General features: G+C 53.3%; 23 protein-coding genes. 19 read left to right on the top strand and 4 right to left on the bottom strand.

Annotated elements, in window-relative coordinates:
* The first annotated feature begins 51 nt into the window (after positions 1–51).
* The 18 genes from AC4IE8_RS09970 (at position 52) to glmS (ending at position 16,294) form a co-directional block, all read left to right on the top strand.
* Positions 52–843 (top strand): ParA family protein, encoded by a 792-nt coding sequence (locus tag AC4IE8_RS09970; protein WP_068994721.1) that lies wholly within the window; start codon positions 52–54, stop codon positions 841–843.
* Between the two features lie 164 nt (positions 844–1,007).
* On the top strand, positions 1,008–1,919 hold the full coding sequence (locus AC4IE8_RS09965) for a ParB/RepB/Spo0J family partition protein (protein WP_490790918.1): 912 nt from the start codon (positions 1,008–1,010) through the stop codon (positions 1,917–1,919).
* 737 nt (positions 1,920–2,656) lie between these two features.
* The gene (locus AC4IE8_RS09960; RefSeq protein WP_068994719.1) at positions 2,657–2,914 is read left to right on the top strand and encodes a BufA1 family periplasmic bufferin-type metallophore; all 258 of its coding nucleotides are present in this window, start codon (positions 2,657–2,659) and stop codon (positions 2,912–2,914) included.
* A 20-nt stretch (positions 2,915–2,934) separates the two neighbouring features.
* The gene (gene bufB, locus AC4IE8_RS09955; protein WP_490790917.1) at positions 2,935–3,825 is read left to right on the top strand and encodes an MNIO family bufferin maturase; all 891 of its coding nucleotides are present in this window, start codon (positions 2,935–2,937) and stop codon (positions 3,823–3,825) included.
* Complete coding sequence (locus AC4IE8_RS09950; protein ID WP_490790916.1) at positions 3,809–4,573, top strand: HvfC/BufC N-terminal domain-containing protein; 765 nt, start codon at positions 3,809–3,811, stop codon at positions 4,571–4,573. The genes bufB and AC4IE8_RS09950 overlap by 17 nt, the downstream gene beginning before the upstream one ends.
* A gap of 141 nt (positions 4,574–4,714) precedes the next feature.
* Positions 4,715–5,155 carry a DoxX family protein gene (locus AC4IE8_RS09945; protein WP_068994716.1) on the top strand — a complete coding sequence of 147 codons (441 nt, stop codon included), beginning with the start codon at positions 4,715–4,717 and terminating at the stop codon, positions 5,153–5,155.
* Positions 5,156–5,405: 250 nt separating this feature from the next.
* Entirely contained in the window at positions 5,406–5,786 is a 381-nt protein-coding gene (locus tag AC4IE8_RS09940; RefSeq protein ID WP_068994715.1) for an ATP synthase subunit I, read from the top strand.
* A gap of 11 nt (positions 5,787–5,797) precedes the next feature.
* Positions 5,798–6,658, top strand: a complete 861-nt coding sequence (gene atpB, locus AC4IE8_RS09935; RefSeq protein ID WP_068994714.1) for a F0F1 ATP synthase subunit A — start codon at positions 5,798–5,800, stop codon at positions 6,656–6,658.
* A gap of 43 nt (positions 6,659–6,701) precedes the next feature.
* Positions 6,702–6,932, top strand: coding sequence for a F0F1 ATP synthase subunit C (gene atpE, locus AC4IE8_RS09930; RefSeq protein WP_068994713.1), 231 nt, complete (start codon positions 6,702–6,704; stop codon positions 6,930–6,932).
* Between the two features lie 52 nt (positions 6,933–6,984).
* Complete coding sequence (locus AC4IE8_RS09925; protein ID WP_068994712.1) at positions 6,985–7,455, top strand: F0F1 ATP synthase subunit B; 471 nt, start codon at positions 6,985–6,987, stop codon at positions 7,453–7,455.
* Positions 7,456–7,464: 9 nt separating this feature from the next.
* Entirely contained in the window at positions 7,465–8,004 is a 540-nt protein-coding gene (locus AC4IE8_RS09920; RefSeq protein ID WP_068994711.1) for a F0F1 ATP synthase subunit delta, read from the top strand.
* Positions 8,005–8,017: 13 nt separating this feature from the next.
* Positions 8,018–9,559: a F0F1 ATP synthase subunit alpha gene (gene atpA, locus AC4IE8_RS09915; protein WP_490790915.1), complete on the top strand. Its 1,542-nt coding sequence runs from the start codon at positions 8,018–8,020 to the stop codon at positions 9,557–9,559.
* 32 nt (positions 9,560–9,591) lie between these two features.
* A complete protein-coding gene (gene atpG / locus AC4IE8_RS09910; protein ID WP_068994709.1) occupies positions 9,592–10,452 on the top strand; it encodes a F0F1 ATP synthase subunit gamma in 861 nt (286 codons plus the stop codon).
* A gap of 72 nt (positions 10,453–10,524) precedes the next feature.
* Complete coding sequence (atpD, locus tag AC4IE8_RS09905; RefSeq protein ID WP_068994708.1) at positions 10,525–11,901, top strand: F0F1 ATP synthase subunit beta; 1,377 nt, start codon at positions 10,525–10,527, stop codon at positions 11,899–11,901.
* Between the two features lie 18 nt (positions 11,902–11,919).
* The gene (locus AC4IE8_RS09900) at positions 11,920–12,348 is read left to right on the top strand and encodes a F0F1 ATP synthase subunit epsilon (RefSeq protein WP_068994707.1); all 429 of its coding nucleotides are present in this window, start codon (positions 11,920–11,922) and stop codon (positions 12,346–12,348) included.
* A 52-nt stretch (positions 12,349–12,400) separates the two neighbouring features.
* Entirely contained in the window at positions 12,401–12,889 is a 489-nt protein-coding gene (locus tag AC4IE8_RS09895) for an FKBP-type peptidyl-prolyl cis-trans isomerase (protein ID WP_068994706.1), read from the top strand.
* Positions 12,890–13,074: 185 nt separating this feature from the next.
* Positions 13,075–14,445, top strand: a complete 1,371-nt coding sequence (glmU, locus tag AC4IE8_RS09890) for a bifunctional UDP-N-acetylglucosamine diphosphorylase/glucosamine-1-phosphate N-acetyltransferase GlmU (RefSeq protein ID WP_490790914.1) — start codon at positions 13,075–13,077, stop codon at positions 14,443–14,445.
* Positions 14,446–14,467: 22 nt separating this feature from the next.
* The gene (glmS, locus tag AC4IE8_RS09885) at positions 14,468–16,294 is read left to right on the top strand and encodes a glutamine--fructose-6-phosphate transaminase (isomerizing) (protein ID WP_068994704.1); all 1,827 of its coding nucleotides are present in this window, start codon (positions 14,468–14,470) and stop codon (positions 16,292–16,294) included.
* Between the two features lie 314 nt (positions 16,295–16,608).
* Here the strand turns inward: glmS and AC4IE8_RS09880 are convergent, their stop codons facing one another.
* Together AC4IE8_RS09880 and AC4IE8_RS09875 are read right to left on the bottom strand one after the other, a co-directional pair.
* Positions 16,609–17,856 (bottom strand): HDOD domain-containing protein, encoded by a 1,248-nt coding sequence (locus tag AC4IE8_RS09880; RefSeq protein WP_068994833.1) that lies wholly within the window; start codon positions 17,854–17,856, stop codon positions 16,609–16,611.
* A 29-nt stretch (positions 17,857–17,885) separates the two neighbouring features.
* Entirely contained in the window at positions 17,886–18,854 is a 969-nt protein-coding gene (locus AC4IE8_RS09875; protein ID WP_068994703.1) for a dihydroorotate dehydrogenase, read from the bottom strand.
* Between the two features lie 34 nt (positions 18,855–18,888).
* On the opposite strand from AC4IE8_RS09875, the gene trmL reads away from it, so the two are divergent.
* The gene (trmL, locus tag AC4IE8_RS09870; RefSeq protein ID WP_490790913.1) at positions 18,889–19,353 is read left to right on the top strand and encodes a tRNA (uridine(34)/cytosine(34)/5-carboxymethylaminomethyluridine(34)-2'-O)-methyltransferase TrmL; all 465 of its coding nucleotides are present in this window, start codon (positions 18,889–18,891) and stop codon (positions 19,351–19,353) included.
* Between the two features lie 195 nt (positions 19,354–19,548).
* On the opposite strand, the gene AC4IE8_RS09865 is transcribed toward trmL, so the two are convergent.
* Both AC4IE8_RS09865 and secB read right to left on the bottom strand, forming a co-directional pair.
* The gene (locus AC4IE8_RS09865) at positions 19,549–20,559 is read right to left on the bottom strand and encodes an NAD(P)H-dependent glycerol-3-phosphate dehydrogenase (RefSeq protein WP_068994701.1); all 1,011 of its coding nucleotides are present in this window, start codon (positions 20,557–20,559) and stop codon (positions 19,549–19,551) included.
* Positions 20,559–21,044, bottom strand: coding sequence for a protein-export chaperone SecB (gene secB / locus AC4IE8_RS09860; RefSeq protein ID WP_490790912.1), 486 nt, complete (start codon positions 21,042–21,044; stop codon positions 20,559–20,561). The genes AC4IE8_RS09865 and secB overlap by 1 nt, the downstream gene beginning before the upstream one ends.
* Positions 21,045–21,050: the final 6 nt, after the last annotated feature.

Raw genomic sequence — 21,050 nt, 5'->3', positions numbered from 1 at the left:
TGTGCCGTTATGATAGGCCCTTCCTGCAACTGTGGAATCAAGTAGACCAACATGGGTTACATCATCTCCATTGCCAACCAGAAGGGCGGCGTCGGCAAGACGACCACTACGGTTAATCTGGCCGCCTCCCTGGCCGCCATGAAAAAGCGTGTCCTGCTGGTAGACCTGGATCCCCAGGGCAACGCCAGTATGGGTAGTGGTATCGACAAACACAATCTGGACAACACCAGCTGCGAGCTGTTGCTCGGGGATGCCACCCTGCGAGAAACCCTGATGACCTCCCCTGAAGGGGGGTTCGACGTCATACCCTCGAATGCGGATCTGACCGCGGCCGAAGTGGGATTGATGAACACATCGATGCGGGAAAAGCGTCTTGATATCGCCCTGGCGCCGGCCAAGCAGGACTACGACTATATTCTGGTCGACTGTCCACCTTCACTGAATATGCTGACCCTCAACGCCCTGGTGGCAGCCAATGGGGTGTTGATCCCCATTCAGACGGAGTACTACGCACTGGAAGGGTTGTCGGCACTGATGAATACCGTTGAGCAGATACGCTCCCACCTCAATCGCAATCTGCAGATCGAAGGATTCCTGCGCACCATGCACGACCCTCGAAACAATCTTGCCATTGATGTGTCCGGTCAACTGCTGGCCCATTTCAAAGACGCCGTGTTCAACACCATCATTCCACGCAATGTCAGGGTGGCCGAGGCGCCAAGTCACGGTTTGCCGGTGTTGATCTATGATAAACAATCCCGAGGCGCAACCTCCTATCTGGCTCTGGCCAGTGAGTTGATACGTCGGCATCGCATGCGTCAAAGCGAAGCCCAAATGGTATAACAGAAGTAACTGTTCAGGAGGTCCCTGTTTCTTAGGGCCATCTGAATGGTTACACCCCAGCTTTTGGGGTTTCCAAAGGGGAGAAGTCTTACTCTCCCCTTTGGTCAGTCCTAAAAATCGCACTTTTTAGGGCTGTTCTAAATAGTTATTAACGGAAAAGAGACATGGCGGCAAAGAAAAGAGGATTAGGACGTGGACTGGATGCCCTGTTAGGTGGCATGCAGGCTGACAAGGAAGAGGAAGTTGCAACAACCGAGAGCGGTAAAAGCGGCAGTGGTAAAGAGAGCAAGCGGGACAACCTGTCTCGGCTGCCTGTGGATCTGATTCAACGTGGTCGTTATCAACCGCGGCGTGAGTTCGATCCGGACAGTCTGCGCGAGCTGGCCGACTCGATTGCCGCTCAAGGGGTGATTCAGCCGGTGGTCGTTCGTGCCGTGGAGAATGATCGCTACGAACTGATTGCCGGTGAACGACGCTGGCGGGCCGCCCAGCAGGCGGGATTGGATGAGATCCCCGTGGTGATCAAAGAGGTCACCGAAGAGGCCGCCATGGCGATGGGGCTGATTGAGAATATCCAGCGGGAGGATCTCAATCCATTGGAAGAGGCGAATGCCCTGAGCCGACTGCTGCATGAGTTCGGACTGACCCATCAGGAAGTGGCCAAAGCGGTGGGTAAATCGCGTACCACGGTGACCAACCTTCTGCGTCTGCTGGAGCTCAATGAAGAGGTCAAAGGGCTGGTCGAATCGGGCCGAATCGAAATGGGCCATGCCCGCACCCTGCTCGGATTGAAGGGTGAAGATCAGACCAGAGCGGCCAATCTGGTGGTGAGCCAAGGGTTGTCGGTGCGGGAGACCGAACGCCTGGTGCGACGGATGCAGAATGAGTCTGAAAACCCGAAACCCAAACGTGCCGCCCAGCAGGTCGATCCGGACATCAAACGCCTGGTCACCGATCTGTCGGAAAAGCTGGGTGCCAACGTGGATCTGCAACAGGGTTCCAAGGGTAAAGGCAAACTGGTGATCGGTTACAACAGTCTGGATGAGTTGGAAGGAATCCTGGACCATATAAAATAGTGGTCGAATGCCTAGGGCCTGTTAGCAGGCCTTAAACCAAAACCAATCTTCGGCACTTAACCATTACGTCAGCAGCTCCTGCTGGCCGGGCTTCACTATTGTGGATGATAAGCTTACCCAGCTAATTTGTCGGCCGATTGAACCGACCTACTGGATGTCAAAACACCCATGGCGCTCAGCCATATTCATCATCTTCTTTGTACTTAAGAGTGGAATAGCTGCCGTTTCATCTGTCGTGTGATAGAAAAGTTAGGAAACGGCGAATTGCAAATCACATGAATTGACACACCATGGGTTGTTGGTCTTAACAGCAGCTTGTGGATGAGTTGTCATTTTATCAATGTGTTAGTCCATTCTCTGATCTCCGAAACCGGTCATTGAGTTGTCTGATTGAAAGGGATTACGCCACATAAAGCCCCTATACACTGTGATACTTTCGTTAATATCTATCCCAGCGACAGATGCTATGTTGTAAACAACACAAGCAGATATCTGATCTCTGTTGTGTTACCGCCGTTTATTTGAAAGGTCGGATTGAGGTTTCATGTTTAACCACAATTTCACTGATGAATTAAACGAAGGGATTTGTAAAAAAGAGATGGAAAAGTGAATCCGAAAAAGTGTTGAAGACGTAATTACACACACAAGGGGTTCTTTCTCCATGCTCGATTGAACGAAATGCGGTAATCGCATCACTATCGATTCTTTAAAACAACACTCTCTCGGAGGAGTTAATCATGAAAAAAACGTCCACTTCTGCACTCGTCGCCGGCGCAATTACCACCGCTTTGGCGCTCTCTCCTGTTGGTGTGGCTAACGCAGCTGATACTGAAAAGTGTTTCGGCGTAGCCAAAGCCGGTAAGAACGATTGCGCCGCTGGTCCGGGCACCAGCTGTGCCGGCACCTCTACCACTGACGCACAGGGCAATGCCTGGATGCTGGTACTCAAAGGTACCTGCGAAAAGATCGTCGGTGGCAGCCTGGCTGAAAAATAAGCTGATCTGCTGGACCTGACATGGAAACAATGCAAGCGTCTGGCAGAGCACCCGCGCCGGTACCGATAAGGGCCGGGGCGGGTTTGAAGCCGCAACACTATCAATCCGTGATCGAGGATCAGCCAGACATCGGCTGGTTTGAGATCCATCCCGAAAATTATATGGGTAAGGGTGGACCACCCTTGCGCTACCTTGAAAAGATTCGCCAGGACTATCCCATCTCGCTGCACAGTGTCGGTACCTCCCTTGGCAGTCATCTGCCATTGGATAGGGAGCATCTGCAGCAGTTGAAGAGTCTGGTGGAGAGGTTCGAACCCGGCTTGGTTTCAGAGCATCTCTCCTGGAGCCATGGCTACGAATGGTATACCCACGATCTGATGCCTCTGGTCTATACGGAAGAGAGTCTGCAGGTCATGGTTGAACACATCGAGCAGGTTCAGGAGTATCTGCAGAGGCAGATACTGATCGAGAATCCCTCCAGCTATTTGCAGTTCAAGGCCAGTGAAATGCCAGAGCAGGTATTCTATGTGGAAGCTGCAAAACGTAGCGGCGCCGGTCTGCTGGTAGATGTAAACAATGTTTTTGTTTCCTGCACGAATCATGGCTGGAACATCGATGACTATTTATCAGAGATACCGATCGAGCTGATCGGGGAGATCCACCTCTCAGGACATTCGGTACAACAGGTCGAGGGCCGCACCTTGAGAATCGACGATCACGGATCACCGGTCTGTTCCGAGGTATGGAGTCTCTATCAGGCGTTCATATCCCAGTTCGGTTTGGCGCCAACCCTGATCGAGTGGGACAGCAACATTCCCGAGTTTCCTCAGCTGCTGGAGGAGGTCTCTTCCGCGCAGAGTCTGATCGATGCTGTTGCTGAAACGGAGGTCCGAAATGTCGTTACTGGCTGAGCTGCAAAGAAGCTTTTGTGATGGACTGAGAACCGCCGATGCGCCGGACGGTGCCCTGTTGGAAATGTTGCAGGACGACGATTTGGCATGGCAGAGATTCCAGGTCTACCGTAATAACTTCATTGTCCTCAATGGTGATGCATTGGCGGATATGTTCCCGGTGGTGAAGCGCCTGGTGGGAGATGAGGCTTTTCGTATGCTGGCAACCGCCTATGTACGACAACATCCCCCCAGGGATCGAACGCTGATGTTATATGGCGACCTGTTTGCCGACTTTCTGCAGACGATACCCGAGCTGTCGGGATTGCCCTACCTGACTGATGTGGCCCGTCTGGAGTTTGCCTGGACAGCGGCCTATCACGCGGCGGATGCGTTCCCTCTGCAGCCGGATCAACTACAGAATCTGTCTGAAGAGGCCTTCGCCAAACTTCAGCTTCGTGTCCACCCTTCATTGCAGCTTCTGGCCTCCGATTTTCCCATCCATCGGATCTGGTCAGTCAACCAGTCCGACGATCAGGATGAGCTGATCTCGCTGGATGAGGGAGCCTGCCGGTTGATTGTCGTAAGACCGGACAATGAGGTCCAGGTCAGGGTTGTCTCGGAGGGTGAGTTCGAGTTTGTCAGACAGCTCATGGCCTCGGCGACCATCGGTGAGGCCTTTGAAGCAACGAATCAAACGGATCCGCAATTCGATTTGGGGCAATTTTTCTCCCGTCATCTGTTTGATGGGACGTTTTGTGCCATGTGAGCACAACTCAGCAAGCTCAGATCGATTCGACGATCACCATCCCGCGATGACGGGTGTGTAGAACCGATGGAAGACCGCCTTCTGCACCTGGTGGTTTTTTCAGAGGTTCCCTAACCAATAACGATACTTAGTAGTGACATCATGAATACAATAGTTAACGGCCTGATCTCTCTTTTCGACTTCATTGCAAAGCTGGTTCCTGACTGGCTGATCGCCCTGCTTGCCCGGGGAGCTGTCGCCTATACGTTCTGGAGCTCTGGCCGCACCAAGGTGTCGGGATTTCTCGATATCTCCCAATCAACCTACTTCCTGTTTGAGCATGAGTACAAGGTGCCGCTGATCCCCCATGAGCTGGCCGCCCACCTGGCAACCTATGCGGAGCATCTGTTTCCCATCCTGTTGGTATTCGGTCTGTTCACCCGCTTCGCCGCCCTCTCCCTGCTGGGCATGACAGTAGTGATTCAACTGTTTGTCTATCCGGATGCCTGGAATGTGCATATGTGGTGGGCTATCGCTCTGCTCTATCTGATCCGTCACGGTGCTGGCCAGGCGTCACTCGACCAGTTATTCTTGCGCCGCTAGGAATTGTCTGACTGATAATCGATCACCACCTCGGAGACGCTCACCCCGCTCGCGAGGTGGTTGATCATTTGCAATAACCCTAAGCTGCTGTTTTAAACCAAAAAGCAGCGTTCAAAAGCAAAAAAATAGCCATTTATAGATATTGTCTATTAAAAAATTTATGCATCTATCCTTTGACCTTATATTCCAGACCCCTTATACTCCTCCCTCCTTGCTGGATAGGCTCGTATAGGGGTACCGGGAAACCGGCATGCAGCTTACCGGAAACAGCCAGATTCGCACCATCGTAGTGCTCCAAATAGGAGCATCGATAATCCTCGGTCTGGGTTTGTTGTTTTTCGGTAAAAACGCCGCATTGTCAGGCTTCATTGGCGCTTTTATCGCCGCGACTGCAAATGGCTATTTCGCCTTCAGGTCTTTCGTGCACTATCGTGCGCAGGAGCCGGAAAAAATAGCCGGGCGACTGTTTGGCGCCGAAATCCAGAAGATGGTCATGACCGGTATTTTGTTCGGGTTGACAATTGTCAGCTTCGATTCAGTCAATATCGGTTTATTATTGGGCTGCTATCTGGTCGTACAAGTAGCGGTCCCATTGATAGTGTTGATTTATCAAGACAGACAGCATTCATAGGTACAGGAAATATGGCTGGCGACGCCCTTACCTCTGGTGAGTACATCAAACATCACCTGACCAATCTGACCTTTGGTCAGCATCCCGACGGCAGTTGGGGTATTGCACACAGTGCTGCTGAAGCCAAAGAGATGGGTTTCTGGGCAATTCATGTGGATACCATGTTCTGGTCCATCGGCCTTGCTGTGCTGTTTCTCTACTTCTTTTCAAAAGCGGCAAAAACCGCCACCCAGGGTGTTCCTGGCGGCCTACAGAATTTTGTCGAATGGATTGTCGAGTTCATCGACACCAGCGTGCGGGGGTCCTTCTCTGCGAGAAATTCTCTGGTTGCGCCACTGGCGTTGACCATCTTTGTCTGGATTTTCCTGCAGAACCTGATGGATCTGGTGCCGGTTGATGTCATTCCCGAGCTCGCTAAGCTGCTCGGAATCCACTATATGAAGGTCGTGCCTTCAACCGATCCCAACGCCACTTTTGGAATGGCCATTGGGGTCTTCCTGCTGGTTCTCTTCTACAGTATTAAGATCAAAGGCGTCGGCGGTTTCGCCGGTGAGCTGACTCTGCAGCCCTTCTCTTCAACTAATCCTGTGGTCAATCTGCTGTTCATCCCGGTCAACTTCATTCTTGAGTTTGTCAGCCTGATTGCCAAACCAATCTCTCTCGCCCTGCGTCTGTTCGGTAACATGTACGCTGGCGAGATGATCTTTATTCTGATCGCCATCATGTACAATGCCGGGTTGATTCTCGGTCTGTTCGGTGGCGTTCTACAGCTGGGTTGGGCCATATTCCATATCTTGATCATCACACTGCAGGCGTTCATCTTTATGACCCTGACCATTGTGTACCTGGATATGGCGCACCACGAACACTGATCTTTTTTCTTAACTATCTAGTTCATTAAACGGGAGACCAATAATGGAACAAGCACTGCTGTACATTGCCGGCGCGATCATGATGGGCCTGGGTGCCCTGGGCGCTGCGGTAGGCATCGGCGTTTTGGGTGGCCGCTTTCTCGAGGGCGCTGCTCGTCAACCTGAACTCATCCCCATGTTGCGTACCCAGTTCTTCATCGTCATGGGTCTGGTAGACGCCGTCCCCATGATTGCTGTGGGTCTGGCCATGTACGTATTGTTCGCTGTAGCTTAAGCAGTTTTGAGCGAACTCTCTCTCATCTCGTCCAACGAGAGGTAATTCCGGGATGAACATCAATCTGACTCTTATAGGTCAGCTGCTCTCTTTCGCGGTGTTCGTGTGGTTCACCATGAAGTATGTCTGGACCCCGATCATGGGAGCGCTGGAAACCCGTAAAAAGGAGATCGCCGACGGACTGGCCGCAGCCGAGCGAGGCCAGCACGAACAGGAGCTTGCCAAGGAGCGGGCCAAGGATGTGCTGCATGAAGCCAAGGCACAGGCTGCGGAGATCGTAGCCCAGGCTCAAAAGCGCGCAGCCGAAATCGTCGATGAGTCCAAGGATACAGCTCGCGTAGAAGGCGACCGTATCCTCACCGCTGCACAGTCTGAAATCGAGCAGGAAGCCAATCGCGCACGCGAACAGCTGCGTGAAAAGGTCGGAATGCTTGCTGTGGCCGGTGCTGAAAAGATTCTCAAGAAAGAGATCAGCGCCGACGCACATCAGGACATAGTCGCGGCTTTGGCCGAAGAGATTTAGGGCAGAACTATGGCCGGTGAAGCTACCACAATCGCCCGTCCCTACGCGGAAGCCGTGTTTGCTCATGCCGATGAGCAGAGCAAGCTCGAGCTGTGGCATGAGATGCTGACCTTTCTATCCTCTGTCGTAGAGGATGAAGCGGTTGCCAAAGTTGTCGGCAACCCACTGATCGATCAGCCGGCACTGACCGAGCTGCTGCTGGAAATTGCCGGCGGCCGGGTAACCGATGAAGGCAGTAATCTGATCCGTGTTCTGGTTCAGAACCGCCGTCTTCAGGTGTTACCGGAGATCAATGCACTCTTTGCTGAGCTCAAAGCGGAAAAGGAGAAGGTGATGAATGTCCACGTCACCACTGCTTATGCACTCAAGCCCGCGCAGGAAAAACTTATTGCCGATGCCTTGAAGGCCAAGTTGGGACGCGATATCACCATCACCAGCGACAAGGACACCGACCTGATCGGTGGTGTTCACATCCGCGCCGGGGATATGGTGATCGACGGCTCCGTCCGTGGTCAACTTCAGCAACTGGCTAACGAATTGGGAATCTAAGCGAGAAGCCATCATGCAACTCAATCCATCCGAGATCAGCGAACTGATCAAAAGCAAGATCGAAAAATTCGATCTTAAAACCGAAGCCCGTAACGAGGGTACGATCATCAGCCTGACTGATGGTATTGCCCGCATCCATGGTCTCGAAGATGTCATGTCTTACGAGATGCTGGAGTTCCCGGGTAACACTTACGGTCTGGCGCTTAACCTGGAGCGCGACTCAGTCGGTGCCGTGGTGCTGGGTGATTACAAGCACTTGAGTGAAGGCGATGCAGTAAAATGTACCGGTCGCGTTCTGGAAGTCCCGGTTGGTGAGGGTTTGCTGGGTCGTGTTGTCGACTCCCTGGGTAACCCCATGGACGGCAAAGGCGACATCAAGGCCGACGAGACCTCACCCATCGAGAAAGTTGCTCCAGGCGTAATCGAGCGTAAGTCGGTTGACCAGCCGGTACAGACCGGTATCAAGGCGATCGACGCCATGGTGCCGATCGGTCGTGGTCAGCGTGAGTTGATCATCGGTGACCGTCAGACCGGTAAGTCTGCGGTAGCCATCGATGCGATCATCAATCAGAAGGGCACCGGCGTAAAATGTATCTACGTGGCGGTTGGCCAGAAGAACTCAACCATCGCCCAGGTGGTGCGCAAGCTCGAAGAGCATGACGCCATGGACCACACCATCATCGTGGCAGCCCCGGCGGCGGTCTCTGCAGCGATGCAGTTCATCGCCCCCTACTCCGGCTGTACCATGGGTGAATACTTCCGCGACAAGGGTGAAGATGCGCTGATCATCTACGATGATCTGACCAAGCAGGCCTGGGCTTATCGCCAGGTATCCTTGCTGCTGCGTCGTCCACCAGGTCGTGAGGCCTATCCGGGTGATGTTTTCTATCTGCACTCCCGTCTGCTGGAGCGCGCAGCTCGAGTCAATGCCGCTTATGTGGAGAAGAACACGGGTGGTAAGGTGAAGGGTCAAACCGGTTCTCTGACCGCATTGCCGATCATCGAGACACAGGCTGGCGACGTATCCGCATTCGTACCCACTAACGTAATCTCGATTACCGACGGCCAGATCTTCCTTGAGGCGGATCTGTTCAATGCGGGTATTCGACCTGCGATCAACGCCGGTCTCTCCGTATCCCGTGTGGGTGGCTCTGCTCAAACCAAGATCATCAAGAAGCTGGGTGGCGGTGTTCGTCTGGCCCTGGCCCAATATCGTGAGCTGGCGGCTTTCTCTCAGTTTGCTTCCGATCTTGACGAAGCGACGCGTAAGCAGCTGGAACGTGGTGAGCGTGTCACTGAGTTGATGAAGCAGGCGCAATATTCACCACTCTCCGTATCTGGCATGGGTGTCTCACTGTTTGCCGCCAACGAAGGCTACCTGGATGACGTTGATGCGAACAAAGTTGTGGACTTCGAAGCATCGCTTCAGGGCTATATGAAGAGTAATCAGAAAGAGCTGATGGACAAGATCGATGAAGCCGGCGACTACAATGCCGAGATCGAGCAAGCTCTCCACGATGCTCTGAAAGACTTCAAAGCCAACCATACTTGGTAGACGTCGGGCAATCACGAAATAGGGTTTAAGCTATGGCGGGTGCAAAAGAGATCCGGACACAGATCGGCAGTATCAAGAATACGAGCAAGATCACCAAGGCTATGGAGATGGTGGCCGCTTCCAAGATGCGGAAGGCGCAGAACCGCATGGCGGCGACACGCCCCTATGCTGAAAAGATGCGTAAAGTAATCGGTCACCTTTTTCATGCTCATCCGGAGTACAAGCACACGTTCATGATTGAACGTGAAGTGAAACGGGTTGGCTACATCATCGTCTCTTCAGACCGGGGTCTGTGCGGCGGTCTGAACAACAACCTGTTCCGCAAGCTGGTCAAAGAGTTGAAGGAACACCGGGATGCCGGCACCGAGGTTGAATTTTGCACCATCGGTAATAAGGCATTGGGTTTCTTCGGGCGTTTTGGTGGCAACATCGTCAGTCAGGCAACACATCTGGGTGACATGCCGCACATCGAGGATCTTATCGGTACCGTGAAGGTCATGCTGGATGCCTATGCGGAAGGTAAGATCGACCGTATTTACATCGCCTACAACAGCTTCGTCAATACCATGACGCAGAGTCCCACCTTTGAGCAGCTGGTACCCATTCCATCCACGATGGAAGAGGAACTGAAGCATCACTGGGACTATATTTACGAGCCTGATTCGAAAGAAGTTCTCGACAACCTACTGGGTAGATATGTCGAGTCTCTGGTTTATCAGGCCGTGGTTGAGAATGGCGCCTGTGAGCAGTCGGCACGAATGGTTGCGATGAAATCCGCATCCGACAATGCGAAGAACCTGATTGATGAATTGCAACTGATCTACAACAAGGCCCGTCAGGCAGCGATTACCCAGGAGATCTCCGAGATCGTGGGTGGTGCAGCCGCCGTTTGATGGCAGGATCAGTAACAGAAATTTGTTTTTTATCTTTTTGAGAGTCGCCTCGAGCGGCAAGAGGAACCAGAAATGAGTTCGGGCAAAGTAGTTGAAATCATCGGCGCTGTGGTGGACGTGGAATTTCCCCGTGGCGAGATGCCTAAGGTCTACGAGGCACTGAAGATCGACGAGGCGAACCTCACCCTGGAAGTACAGCAGCAACTGGGTGACGGTGTGGCAAGAGCCATCGCCATGGGTTCGACCGACGGACTTAAGCGCGGTGTCGCAGTAGAGGCCACCGGTGCGCCGATCAGTATTCCTGTGGGTCAGGGCACGCTAGGTCGCATCATGGACGTACTGGGTAATCCTGTTGACGAGGCTGGTGAAGTCAAGGCTGATAAGCTGATGCCGATCCATCGTGAGGCTCCCAAGCTGGAAGACCAGGCGGCTACCACCGAGATTCTCGAAACCGGCATCAAGGTTATCGACCTGATCATGCCGATCGCCAAGGGCGGTAAGATCGGCCTGTTCGGCGGCGCCGGCGTAGGCAAGACCGTAACCCTGATGGAGCTGATTCGTAACATCGCGGTAGAGCACTCCGGCTTCTCGGTATTCGCCGGTGTTGGTGAGCGTACCCGTGAAGGTAACGACTTCTACCACGAGATGGAAGAGGGTGGCGTACTCGATAAAGTGGCCCTGGTTTACGGTCAGATGAATGAGCCCCCGGGCAACCGTCTGCGTGTGGCGCTGACCGGTCTGACCATCGCCGAGAACTTCCGTGACGAAGGTCGTGACGTGTTGATGTTCGTTGACAACATCTATCGTTACACCCTGGCGGGAACCGAGGTCTCCGCGCTGCTGGGTCGTATGCCTTCAGCGGTAGGTTACCAGCCAACCCTGGCTGAGGAGATGGGTGCTCTGCAGGAGCGTATCACCTCCACCAAGACCGGCTCGATCACCTCATTCCAGGCGGTATACGTACCGGCGGATGACTTGACCGATCCCTCACCGGCCACGACCTTCGCCCATCTGGACGCGACTCTGGTACTCTCCCGTCAGATCGCCGAGCTGGGTATCTACCCGGCGGTTGATCCCCTCGATTCCACCTCACGTATTCTTGATCCCAACGTGGTTGGTCAGGAGCACTACAGTGTGGCGCGGAATGTACAGGGAACCCTGCAGCGCTATAAGGAGCTGAAGGATATCATCGCGATTCTGGGTATGGACGAACTCTCCGAAGAGGATAAGCTGGTTGTACAGCGTGCTCGTAAGATCCAGCGTTTTCTCTCTCAGCCTTTCTTCGTCGCTGAAGTATTTACCGGCTCCCCAGGTAAGTACGTCTCTCTGAAAGACACGATTGCCGGTTTCAAGGCCATTGTTGAAGGTGAGTATGATCATCTGCCAGAGCAAGCCTTCTATATGGTGGGCGGTATCGATGAGGCAGCTGAGCAAGGCGGCAAGGGCTAATAGCCCGGGAGATTAAAGATGGCCATGACCATTCATGTGGACATCGTCAGTGCGGAAGGTGAGATCTTCAGCGGTGTAGCTGAAATGGTCTATGCTCCGGCTGTCATGGGTGAGGTGGGTATTGCACCCCGTCATACCCCCCTGGTCACTCAGCTGAAGCCGGGTGAAGTCCGGGTCGATACCGGCAGCGGTAAGGATATACAGCACTTCTATGTCTCAGGTGGCATTCTGGAAATTCAGCCTCATGTGGTAACTGTGCTTGCCGATACCGCGATTCGTGCTGCCGATCTTGATGAAGCTGCAGCCCAGGAAGCCAAGCGACGCGCCGAAGAGGCAATGGCTGATCGCAGTGCCGAGTTTGAATATGCAAAAGCCCAGTCGGAACTTGCCGAGGCAGTCGCCCAGTTACGCGCTATAGAACGCATTCGCAAAGGCAAGCGCGGTTAATCCCTCCTACTTTTAGTGGGTCTGTAGAGACAGACCCACTACCCTATTCATCATGTCAAAAGAGACGATCAAGTCCGGTAAATTTGTATCGCTTGCCTACACGATCCAGGATATGGATGGCAATGTGCTTGAGCAGAGTGACCTACCGGTTAGCTACATCCATGGTGGAGAGACCGAGTTGATTGGTGGTATGGACCAGGCAGTACTCGGCAAAACCCAGGGTGAAGAGGTGACCATGACCGTCCCACCGGAAAGCGGCTTTGGTGATTACGACCCCGATTTAATCATTACCGATCGTATTGAAAATGTTCCTTCCGAACTTCGCCAGCTTGGTACCGAAGTTCAGATGCAGAATGATGCCGGGGACGTAAAAAGTTTTTATGTGACCAAAATCGAAGGCGGTATGCTGACGGTTGATGGTAATCATCCACTGGCTGGCAAGTCGTTGCAGGTGAAAGTTAAAATTCTTGAAGTCAGGGATGCCACCCAGGAAGATCTGATGCAAATGGGTATTCCGGGGCAGTCCCAAACCGTCAATTAATTTGCAAGAGTTATCAAGGAAGATTCCAGAGAAAATCTCTTTTTCGAAGTTTTAAGTTTGGTAAGACTGTTGTAGGCTGGACAATTAATCAGCCTAGGCGTCGTCGTGAGCTGTAATGCGGTTTGTGTAACGACCATCCGGGCCTGAAAAACTGTAAATACTTTTATCATTAAGGGGAGAGAGGGATGCATCTTGGTGCACTGATACTTGCTGCCGGGGAAGGAACGCGTATGCGCTCCAAGCTTCCGAAAGTACTGCATTCATTGGCTGGAAAGCCACTACTTTCCCATGTAATCGAGACCTCGCGTACGATCAACCCGGATGAAATCTCGGTGATCTATGGTCATGGGGGAGAAGAGGTTAAAAACCGTCTGGCAGCCGACGATCTGACCTGGATCGAACAGAAGGAGAGGCTGGGAACCGGCCATGCCGTGATTCAGGCCCTGCCTCATCTTCAGCAGGTGGATCAGGTATTGATTCTCTATGGAGATGTACCCCTGATCAGTGGCCCCACGTTGGTGAGCCTTTTGAGTTGCCTGCATAGCAGTGACCTGGCACTGCTGACGGTGGATCTGCAAGACCCCACAGGTTATGGGCGGATCGTCAGAGATCGTGACGATCGTATTACCCGGATTGTTGAGCAGAAAGACGCCTCTGCACGGGAGCTCGAGATCAGTGAAATCAACACCGGTATCATGGCGGTGAACCGGGTCAAACTGGAGGCCTGGTTATCGCGGATCGACAATAACAATGCACAAAAAGAGTACTATCTGACCGACATCATCGCCCTGGCTGTTGCTGACGGGGGAAACATTCAGGCAGTCCATCCTCACAATGAAGAGGAGGTGATGGGAGTCAACGACCGCAAGCAGCTCGCCTACCTTGAACGCTTTTATCACAGGAACCGGGCCGATGAGTTGATGCAGTCGGGTGTTACCCTCGCCGACCCCGGCAGAATCGATATACGTGGTGAATTGAAGACAGGACAAGATGTGTTCATCGACTGTAACGTCATTACCGAAGGTAGCGTCAGCCTGGCAGAAGGGGTCTCTATCGGGCCTAACGTGGTGCTGAAAAACTGTGTCATTGGTGCAGGGACGGAGATTCTCGCAAACAGTGTGCTGGAGGATTGCGTGGTCGGTAGTGGGTGTCGGATTGGTCCTTTTGCCCGTTTAAGACCGGAAGCACGGCTTGCCGATCACGTTCATGTTGGTAACTTTGTTGAAATCAAAAAGAGTCAGGTCGCAGATGGTAGTAAAATTAACCATCTCAGTTATATCGGTGACTCGGAGATTGGCGCCAAGGTCAACATTGGTGCAGGGACAATCACCTGCAACTATGATGGTGCTAACAAGTTTCGAACGGTGATCGGTGATCGGGCCTTTATCGGTTCCGATACCCAACTGGTTGCACCGGTGACCGTTGGTGAAGGTGCAACCATTGGAGCGGGTTCAACGATTACCAAGGATGCTCCGGCGGAACAACTGACCCTGAGTCGTGCCAAGCAGTTAAGCATCGACAATTGGCTGCGACCAGTCAAGAAAGCGAAAGATTAAGCAAGGAACGGGAGATTTCAATATGTGTGGCATTGTAGGCGGTATCGCACACAGGGATGTTGTACCGGTCCTCATGGAAGGACTGAAGCGCTTGGAATATCGCGGCTATGATTCAGCAGGTGTGGCGGTGCTCGATGAGAAGCAGCATCTGCAAAGGATCCGCTCTGTAGGCAAGGTATCCAGTCTTAAAGGGTTGATCGATCAGGCTGATTTGAGTAGTAAACTGGGCATAGCCCATACCCGTTGGGCTACCCATGGTATGCCATCTGAGCGGAACGCTCACCCGCATATGAGTGGTGAGCAGGTTGCCATAGTGCACAATGGCATCATTGAAAACTACGCCGACCTCAGAGAAGAGCTTTCTGAAAAAGGCTTTGTCTTCACTTCGGAAACTGATACTGAAGTGATCGCACACCTGCTGGCCGATATCATGCAAAGCCACACAGATATTGTCGAGGCGATACGTCAGGCTTCGAACAAACTGATTGGTGCCTATGCCCTGGCTGTGGTCAGCCCGGAAGATCCTGACCAGATGGTAGTGATCCGTGCCGGAAGTCCGTTGGTGATTGGATTGGGCGATGACGAAAATTTCATCGCTTCGGATGTGTTTGCCCTGCTACCGGTTACCCAGCAGTTCATCTTTCTGGAAGAGGGTGATTTGGCCCACATCACCCGCGAAAAAGTGACGATTGCCGATATCCATGGGCAACCGGTCGAGCGCGAAATCCGTACCTCACAGGTATCCGCAGCGAAAGCGGAAAAAGGCCCCTATCGCCACTACATGCTGAAGGAGATTTTTGAGCAACCAGCTGTCATAGCCGAGACGCTCGAGGGGCGGATACACAAAGGTCGTCTGCTGGAAGAGTCTTTCGGGCATGAGGCGAAAGCGTTGCTCGATAAAACCCGCAACGTTCATATCGTAGCCTGTGGGACCAGCTTTCATGCCGGTCTGGTGGCGAGATACTGGCTTGAAGAGATCGGCGTCCACTGCAGTGTCGAAGTGGCCAGCGAATTCCGCTACCGGGAGGTTGTTGTTCCGGACGACACCCTGTTTGTCACCATCTCCCAGTCCGGCGAAACGGCCGATACCCTGGCGGCGCTGAGAGGTTCGGAGTCGAAAGGTTATCTGGGTAGTATGGTGATCTGTAATGTACCGGAAAGCTCACTGGTGCGTGAATCGAATGTTGCCCTGATGACCCGTGCCGGGCCGGAGATCGGGGTAGCCTCGACCAAGGCCTTTACCACCCAGCTGGTTGCTTTGCGACTGTTCACCCTGGCATTGGCCAAACGTCGTGGTATGCCAGAGGAGAGAGAACAAGAACTGGTCAACGAACTGCATGCCCTACCCCGTCAGGTTGAGGTGATCCTTAAACTGAATGACGAGATCAAGCAGATGGCGAATGCCTTTGCGGAGCGCAATCATGCGCTGTTTCTTGGTCGGGGCTGTTTCTATCCAGTTGCGATGGAAGGTGCACTGAAGCTTAAGGAGATATCCTATATCCACGCCGAAGCCTACCCGGCCGGTGAACTGAAACATGGTCCGCTTGCGCTGGTTGATGCAGAAATGCCGGTGATCTGCGCCCTGCCGGACGATCCGTTACTGGAGAAGGTCATCTCAAATTTACAGGAGGTCCGTGCCCGCGGCGGCGAGCTTTTTCTTTTCAGTGACCACAGCGTGAAGATCGGATTGGATCGTTATCAAAACCTGACGCTTTCTGATATCTATCCATCCACATCACCGATTGTCTACAGTATTCCACTGCAACTGCTTGCCTATCACGTTGCGATTTTGAAAGGTACGGATGTGGATCAGCCAAGGAATCTGGCCAAATCGGTCACCGTGGAGTGATCTGGGATTCGTGTTAACAGTCCCTAGTGTGGTGTCACCTATAAACGGCACCAATCAGAGGCCCGTCCATGCCTCAAGACTTGGTGCAGTGCGCCGGAATGACATCACCCTGGTCCGTCGCTGCAACGCCGGAATGTTGCATTGACAGGCACCCCTTAGGGCGAGGCCCTCTCTCAAGCTAGCTTGAATCAGTCATCACGGGTAGTGGGTAGATCCATTTGAGTGACAACGAATCCCCAAACTCGCTGGTGTTTGAAGTTCAGCGACTATCCGGGATTTTGTAGAGCCGGTCTAAATGGGTTTCCTGGGTGCAATCAACCCATCAGCATCGCTTCGGCATGGGCGATTTTTTCGTCGGCTTTATCAAGAATCTTCAAGCTGAGTTTGGGTGTTAATTCACCCAGATTGAGCCGTTCAAAGGCCGGCACCTGATCGAGACTCGGCAGGCTGTTCATGGTGGAGCTGCCGATGAATGTATGCAGCTGTGCAACGATCACAAGGTCGGCATAATCTGCTTCACCTTCAATGTCACGAAGCCAGTTTTCCGCATGTATGGTGACCTCAATCAAGTCTTCGATAAAACCCCAATTCTGCAGGATGACACTGCCGATTCTGCCACGCATATCCGCTATAACCTGATCGAGCTTTTCAGCATCGTTGGCAACTTCGGGAAAGCGTTCGGCATAACTGAGAATCGCTATGTTGCCAATGTCGTGTAGCAGTCCGGCCAGCATGGCATGCTCCGGGTTGAAACGATTGGTGACCTTGGAGAGGATGTAGCAGACGGCGCTGACCTTGACACTGTGTGTCCATAGATCTCGCATGTGATCCCTCAAGATACTGGAGCGGGTATTGAACAGATCGCGCAGCGCAAAGGTGAGCACCAGTTTATGTGTTGTGTCAGCGCCTAGCCGGACAATCGCGGCAGCACAGGAGTCAACCGGTGTGACTCCGGCATACAGCGGGCTGTTTGCCGCACGGATCAGTTTGGTGGTGATGGCGGGATCGGTCTGCACGATTTCCGCCAGTTTACGGGCGTTGGTGTTTTCGTCACGCATTGCCCGGCCAACACGCACCGCAACATCCGGCAGGCTGGGCAGTACCAATTTATCTTCATTGAGATCCGCCAGCAGTGCCTCGGTTAGACTGTTCTCCGCGCTGTCTTTGTCGTAGGGTTTGTCATCCCCATCGATTTCGGTGGCGGTTATCCCCTCCACCTCATCATTGGTTAACCCCTTGATCAGGGCATTGTCCACCATCAGGTATTCAACGGGAGAGATCGCCTCGACACTGTAGCGACGGGGTATCAGACTGGCGATGGGATTTTGCGCTTTAGGTGTGTCAGCGCTGATTTCACTGAATCGTCCATCCTCGGAATGGAGCTCTACCTTGCCTTTAAGCAGATAGAGGCTGAATTCTGTTGTGTCACCCAGTTGCACAATCATCAGACCTTTACCGGCTGAATAGATCTTGAGGGAGCGACTCAGGAGTTCAAGCTGGTCATCCGTCAGATGATGCAGTGGATTTAATTGTTTGAGGATTTCTGGGGATGGATGGCTCATATTCTCACTCTTTGGTCCTTTCGTGATGATCAACAGCCACACTTGCTGGGTTGTGATTGATTCATCTGGAGTGTACCCACCAGCTGATCCACTGAGGAGAGCTGATGGGATTTAAGGTAATCAGTAATACCTGTATTGATCGATTTGCACACCAGTGGATCGTAGAACAGTGCAGTACCGATACCGACAGCACTGGCGCCCGCAATGATGAATTCCAGGGCATCCTCAGCCGTGGTGATGCCACCTTGGCCGATGATCGGGATCTGATGGGTTTTACAGACCTGATAAACCTGATGAACTTTGAGCAGTGCCACAGGTTTGATCGCAGGACCTGACAATCCTCCCTGGTTATTGCCGATGATGGGCATTCTGCTCTCGATGTCGATTGCCATGCCCATCAGGGTGTTGATCACTGAAAAGGCATCACTCCCGGCTTCGATGCACCCCTTTGCATTGGATGCTATATCGGTTTGATTGGGGGAGAGTTTGGTGATCAGCGGTTTATCTGTCGCTTTGCGACAGGTCTCAACCACCCTGGCGGACATCACAGGATCGTTACCGAAGGCCACTCCCCCCTCTTTTACATTCGGACAGGAGATGTTGATCTCAATGGCATCGATGGGTGAGTCATCGAAGCGGCGGGTTACCTCGTAGTACTCCTCCACACTCGATCCTGAGACATTGGCGATGAAGCGGGTTTCGGTAAAGTCCAGGTTGGGCAGTATCTGATTGACCACATGGTCAACCCCGGGGTTTTGCAGTCCGATGGCGTTGAGCATGCCCTGAGGTGTCTCGTAGACCCGGTGGGGTTGATTGCCCAGACGGGCATCCTGGGTTGTTCCTTTGAGGCAGACAGCCCCCACATCCCGATTGCTAAACCCGTTTACCCTTGTGTACTCTTCACCAAATCCGACGCACCCGGAGAGGAGAACAATGGGGCTGTTGAACGTCATACCACAAAAATCGGTATTCAATGTTGGCTGGCTATTGCTGCTCATGAACCTTTATATAATCTTCAGTTAGGAGGGTGGGGTGTTTCATATCGTACTCTTTGAGCCGGAGATCCCACCGAATACAGGTAACATCATACGCCTGTGTGCCAATAGTGGCAGCAAATTGCATTTGATTCACCCCCTGGGTTTCAAGCTGGATGATAAACGTTTAAGGCGGGCAGGTCTCGACTATCATGAATGGGCCGATATTGGGGAATATACTTCGCTTGATGAGTTCCTTGCCGAGGTGAGGCCGAAGCGACTGTTTGCCTGCACAACCAAGGGGCATCGTAGCTATGCTGCCGTTGACTACACTCCTGGCGATGCCCTGCTGTTCGGCCCTGAGAGCCGGGGTCTGCCGGCAGAAGTCCTACAGGCGCTGGATCCCGAGCAGCGCATCCGCATTCCGATGAAGCCTCACAGTCGCAGTCTCAATCTCTCAAATGCGGTGGCATTGATCCTGTATGAAGCCTGGCGGCAGTGTGACTATCTCGGTGGTAAATGATTAATTGGGTCTCAGCACGATTGGCACTTACTTAAGCGCCAAGACACACATTGCATCGAGCGTATCAAAGGTTTTTTGGTGGGGCATGGCCCCACCCTACTGTTGAATTCAGAGTGTAGGGTGGGGCCATGCCCCACCAATGGCTGGTTTAGTCAGCACCATTCGGTCTCAGTATGCCCCGGTTGAGGCGGTAGCTCAGAGCCCCTCTGCCTTCTGGCTTCTGTCCAGCAGGTTGTGGACCGCGGTCTTCGGGCTCAGACCCTCATAGAGTACACGATAGACTTGTTCTGAAATCGGCATCTCGACCTGCAACCGCTGAGCCAGGGCGTAAACCTCTTTGGCGGTATGCACACCCTCAACCTCCTGACCGATTTTCGCCCTCGCGGTCTCGAGCGTCTGGCCCTCGGCCAGGGCAAGCCCCATACGGCGATTGCGGGATTGGTTGTCGGTACAGGTCAGCAGCAGGTCGCCCAATCCGGCCAGCCCCATGAAGGTTTCGGATTTTCCACCGAGTCTCAGCCCCAGGCGCATGATTTCGGTGAGGCCACGGGTGATCAGTGCGGAACGGGTATTGGCGCCAAATCCAAGCCCATCGGCGATACCGGCAGCGATCGCCAGCACGTTTTTACTTGCACCACCTACCTGCACACCGATCATATCGCTGCTGGTATAGGCGCGAAACCATGAGGTATGCAGCCTGTTGGCCAGGCGATCGGCATGTGTCGGATTGGTTGAGGCAACCGTAATCGCTGTCGGCAGTCCTTTGGCCACTTCACCGGCAAAGGTGGGACCTGAGATGACGGCCAGATCCCTGCCAGGCAGATGACTGGCGGCCACTTCGCTGAGCAGCCGCTGACTGCCCGGTTCAAATCCCTTGGTGGCCCAGGCTATTCCTGGATTGCCATCGATCAGTGGTTCAATGGCTTTGATAACGGCGCTGAAGGCGTGGCTGGGTACCGCGATGATCACCTCCGAGGCCTGTGCCAGGGTTTGCTGCAGGTCAGCTTCCGGGGTGAGGGAGGGAGGCAGCGGGTAGCCTGGAAGAAAGTGTCGATTCTCCCGGTCCTCGAGCAGCGCATCGACTTCGGCTTTGAGATGCCCCCAGAGTCGTACTGGCTGTCCCTCGCTACTCAGCAGTATGGCGAGTGCGGTCCCCCAGGAACCGGCACCCAGAACCGCTACGGCTTGTTCCCTGGCACCGCTCATTAATGCTGACTTTGGCTTTCAGCCTCTGTCTCTGCGCGTTTCGCCCGTTCCTGCTGATGTTGAGCGTAGATCATGTCGAAATTGACCGGCTGCAATACCATCTGCGGAAAACTGCCCTTGGTGATCAGGTCAGAGACCACTTCCCTCACATAGGGAAACAGCTGGTTGGGACAGAAGGCGCCGAGCAGGGGCCCCATCTCCTGTTCCGGGAAACCCTTGGCGGTGAAGATTCCGGCCTGTTTGACTTCCGCCAGATAGGCGGTCTGCTCACCCAGCTTGGTGGTGACCGTGACCGTCAGGGTGACCTCAAAAACATCATCGTTGAGTTTGTTGACTTCGGTATTCAGATTGACCGCGGTTTCCGGTTTCCACTCCTGCTGGAAAACAGCCGGAGAGTTGGGGGTTTCAAAAGAGATATCCTTGGTATAGATGCGTTGAACGGCAAATTCTCGGTTCGGCGCGTCTTGCTTGGCTTCTTCGGTCATGTTGGT

The organism is Candidatus Thiodiazotropha sp. AKAK2 (assembly GCF_058244685.1).
Note: the sequence above shows the minus strand (reverse complement) of the source record. Positions and strands in the feature narration are given on the sequence as shown.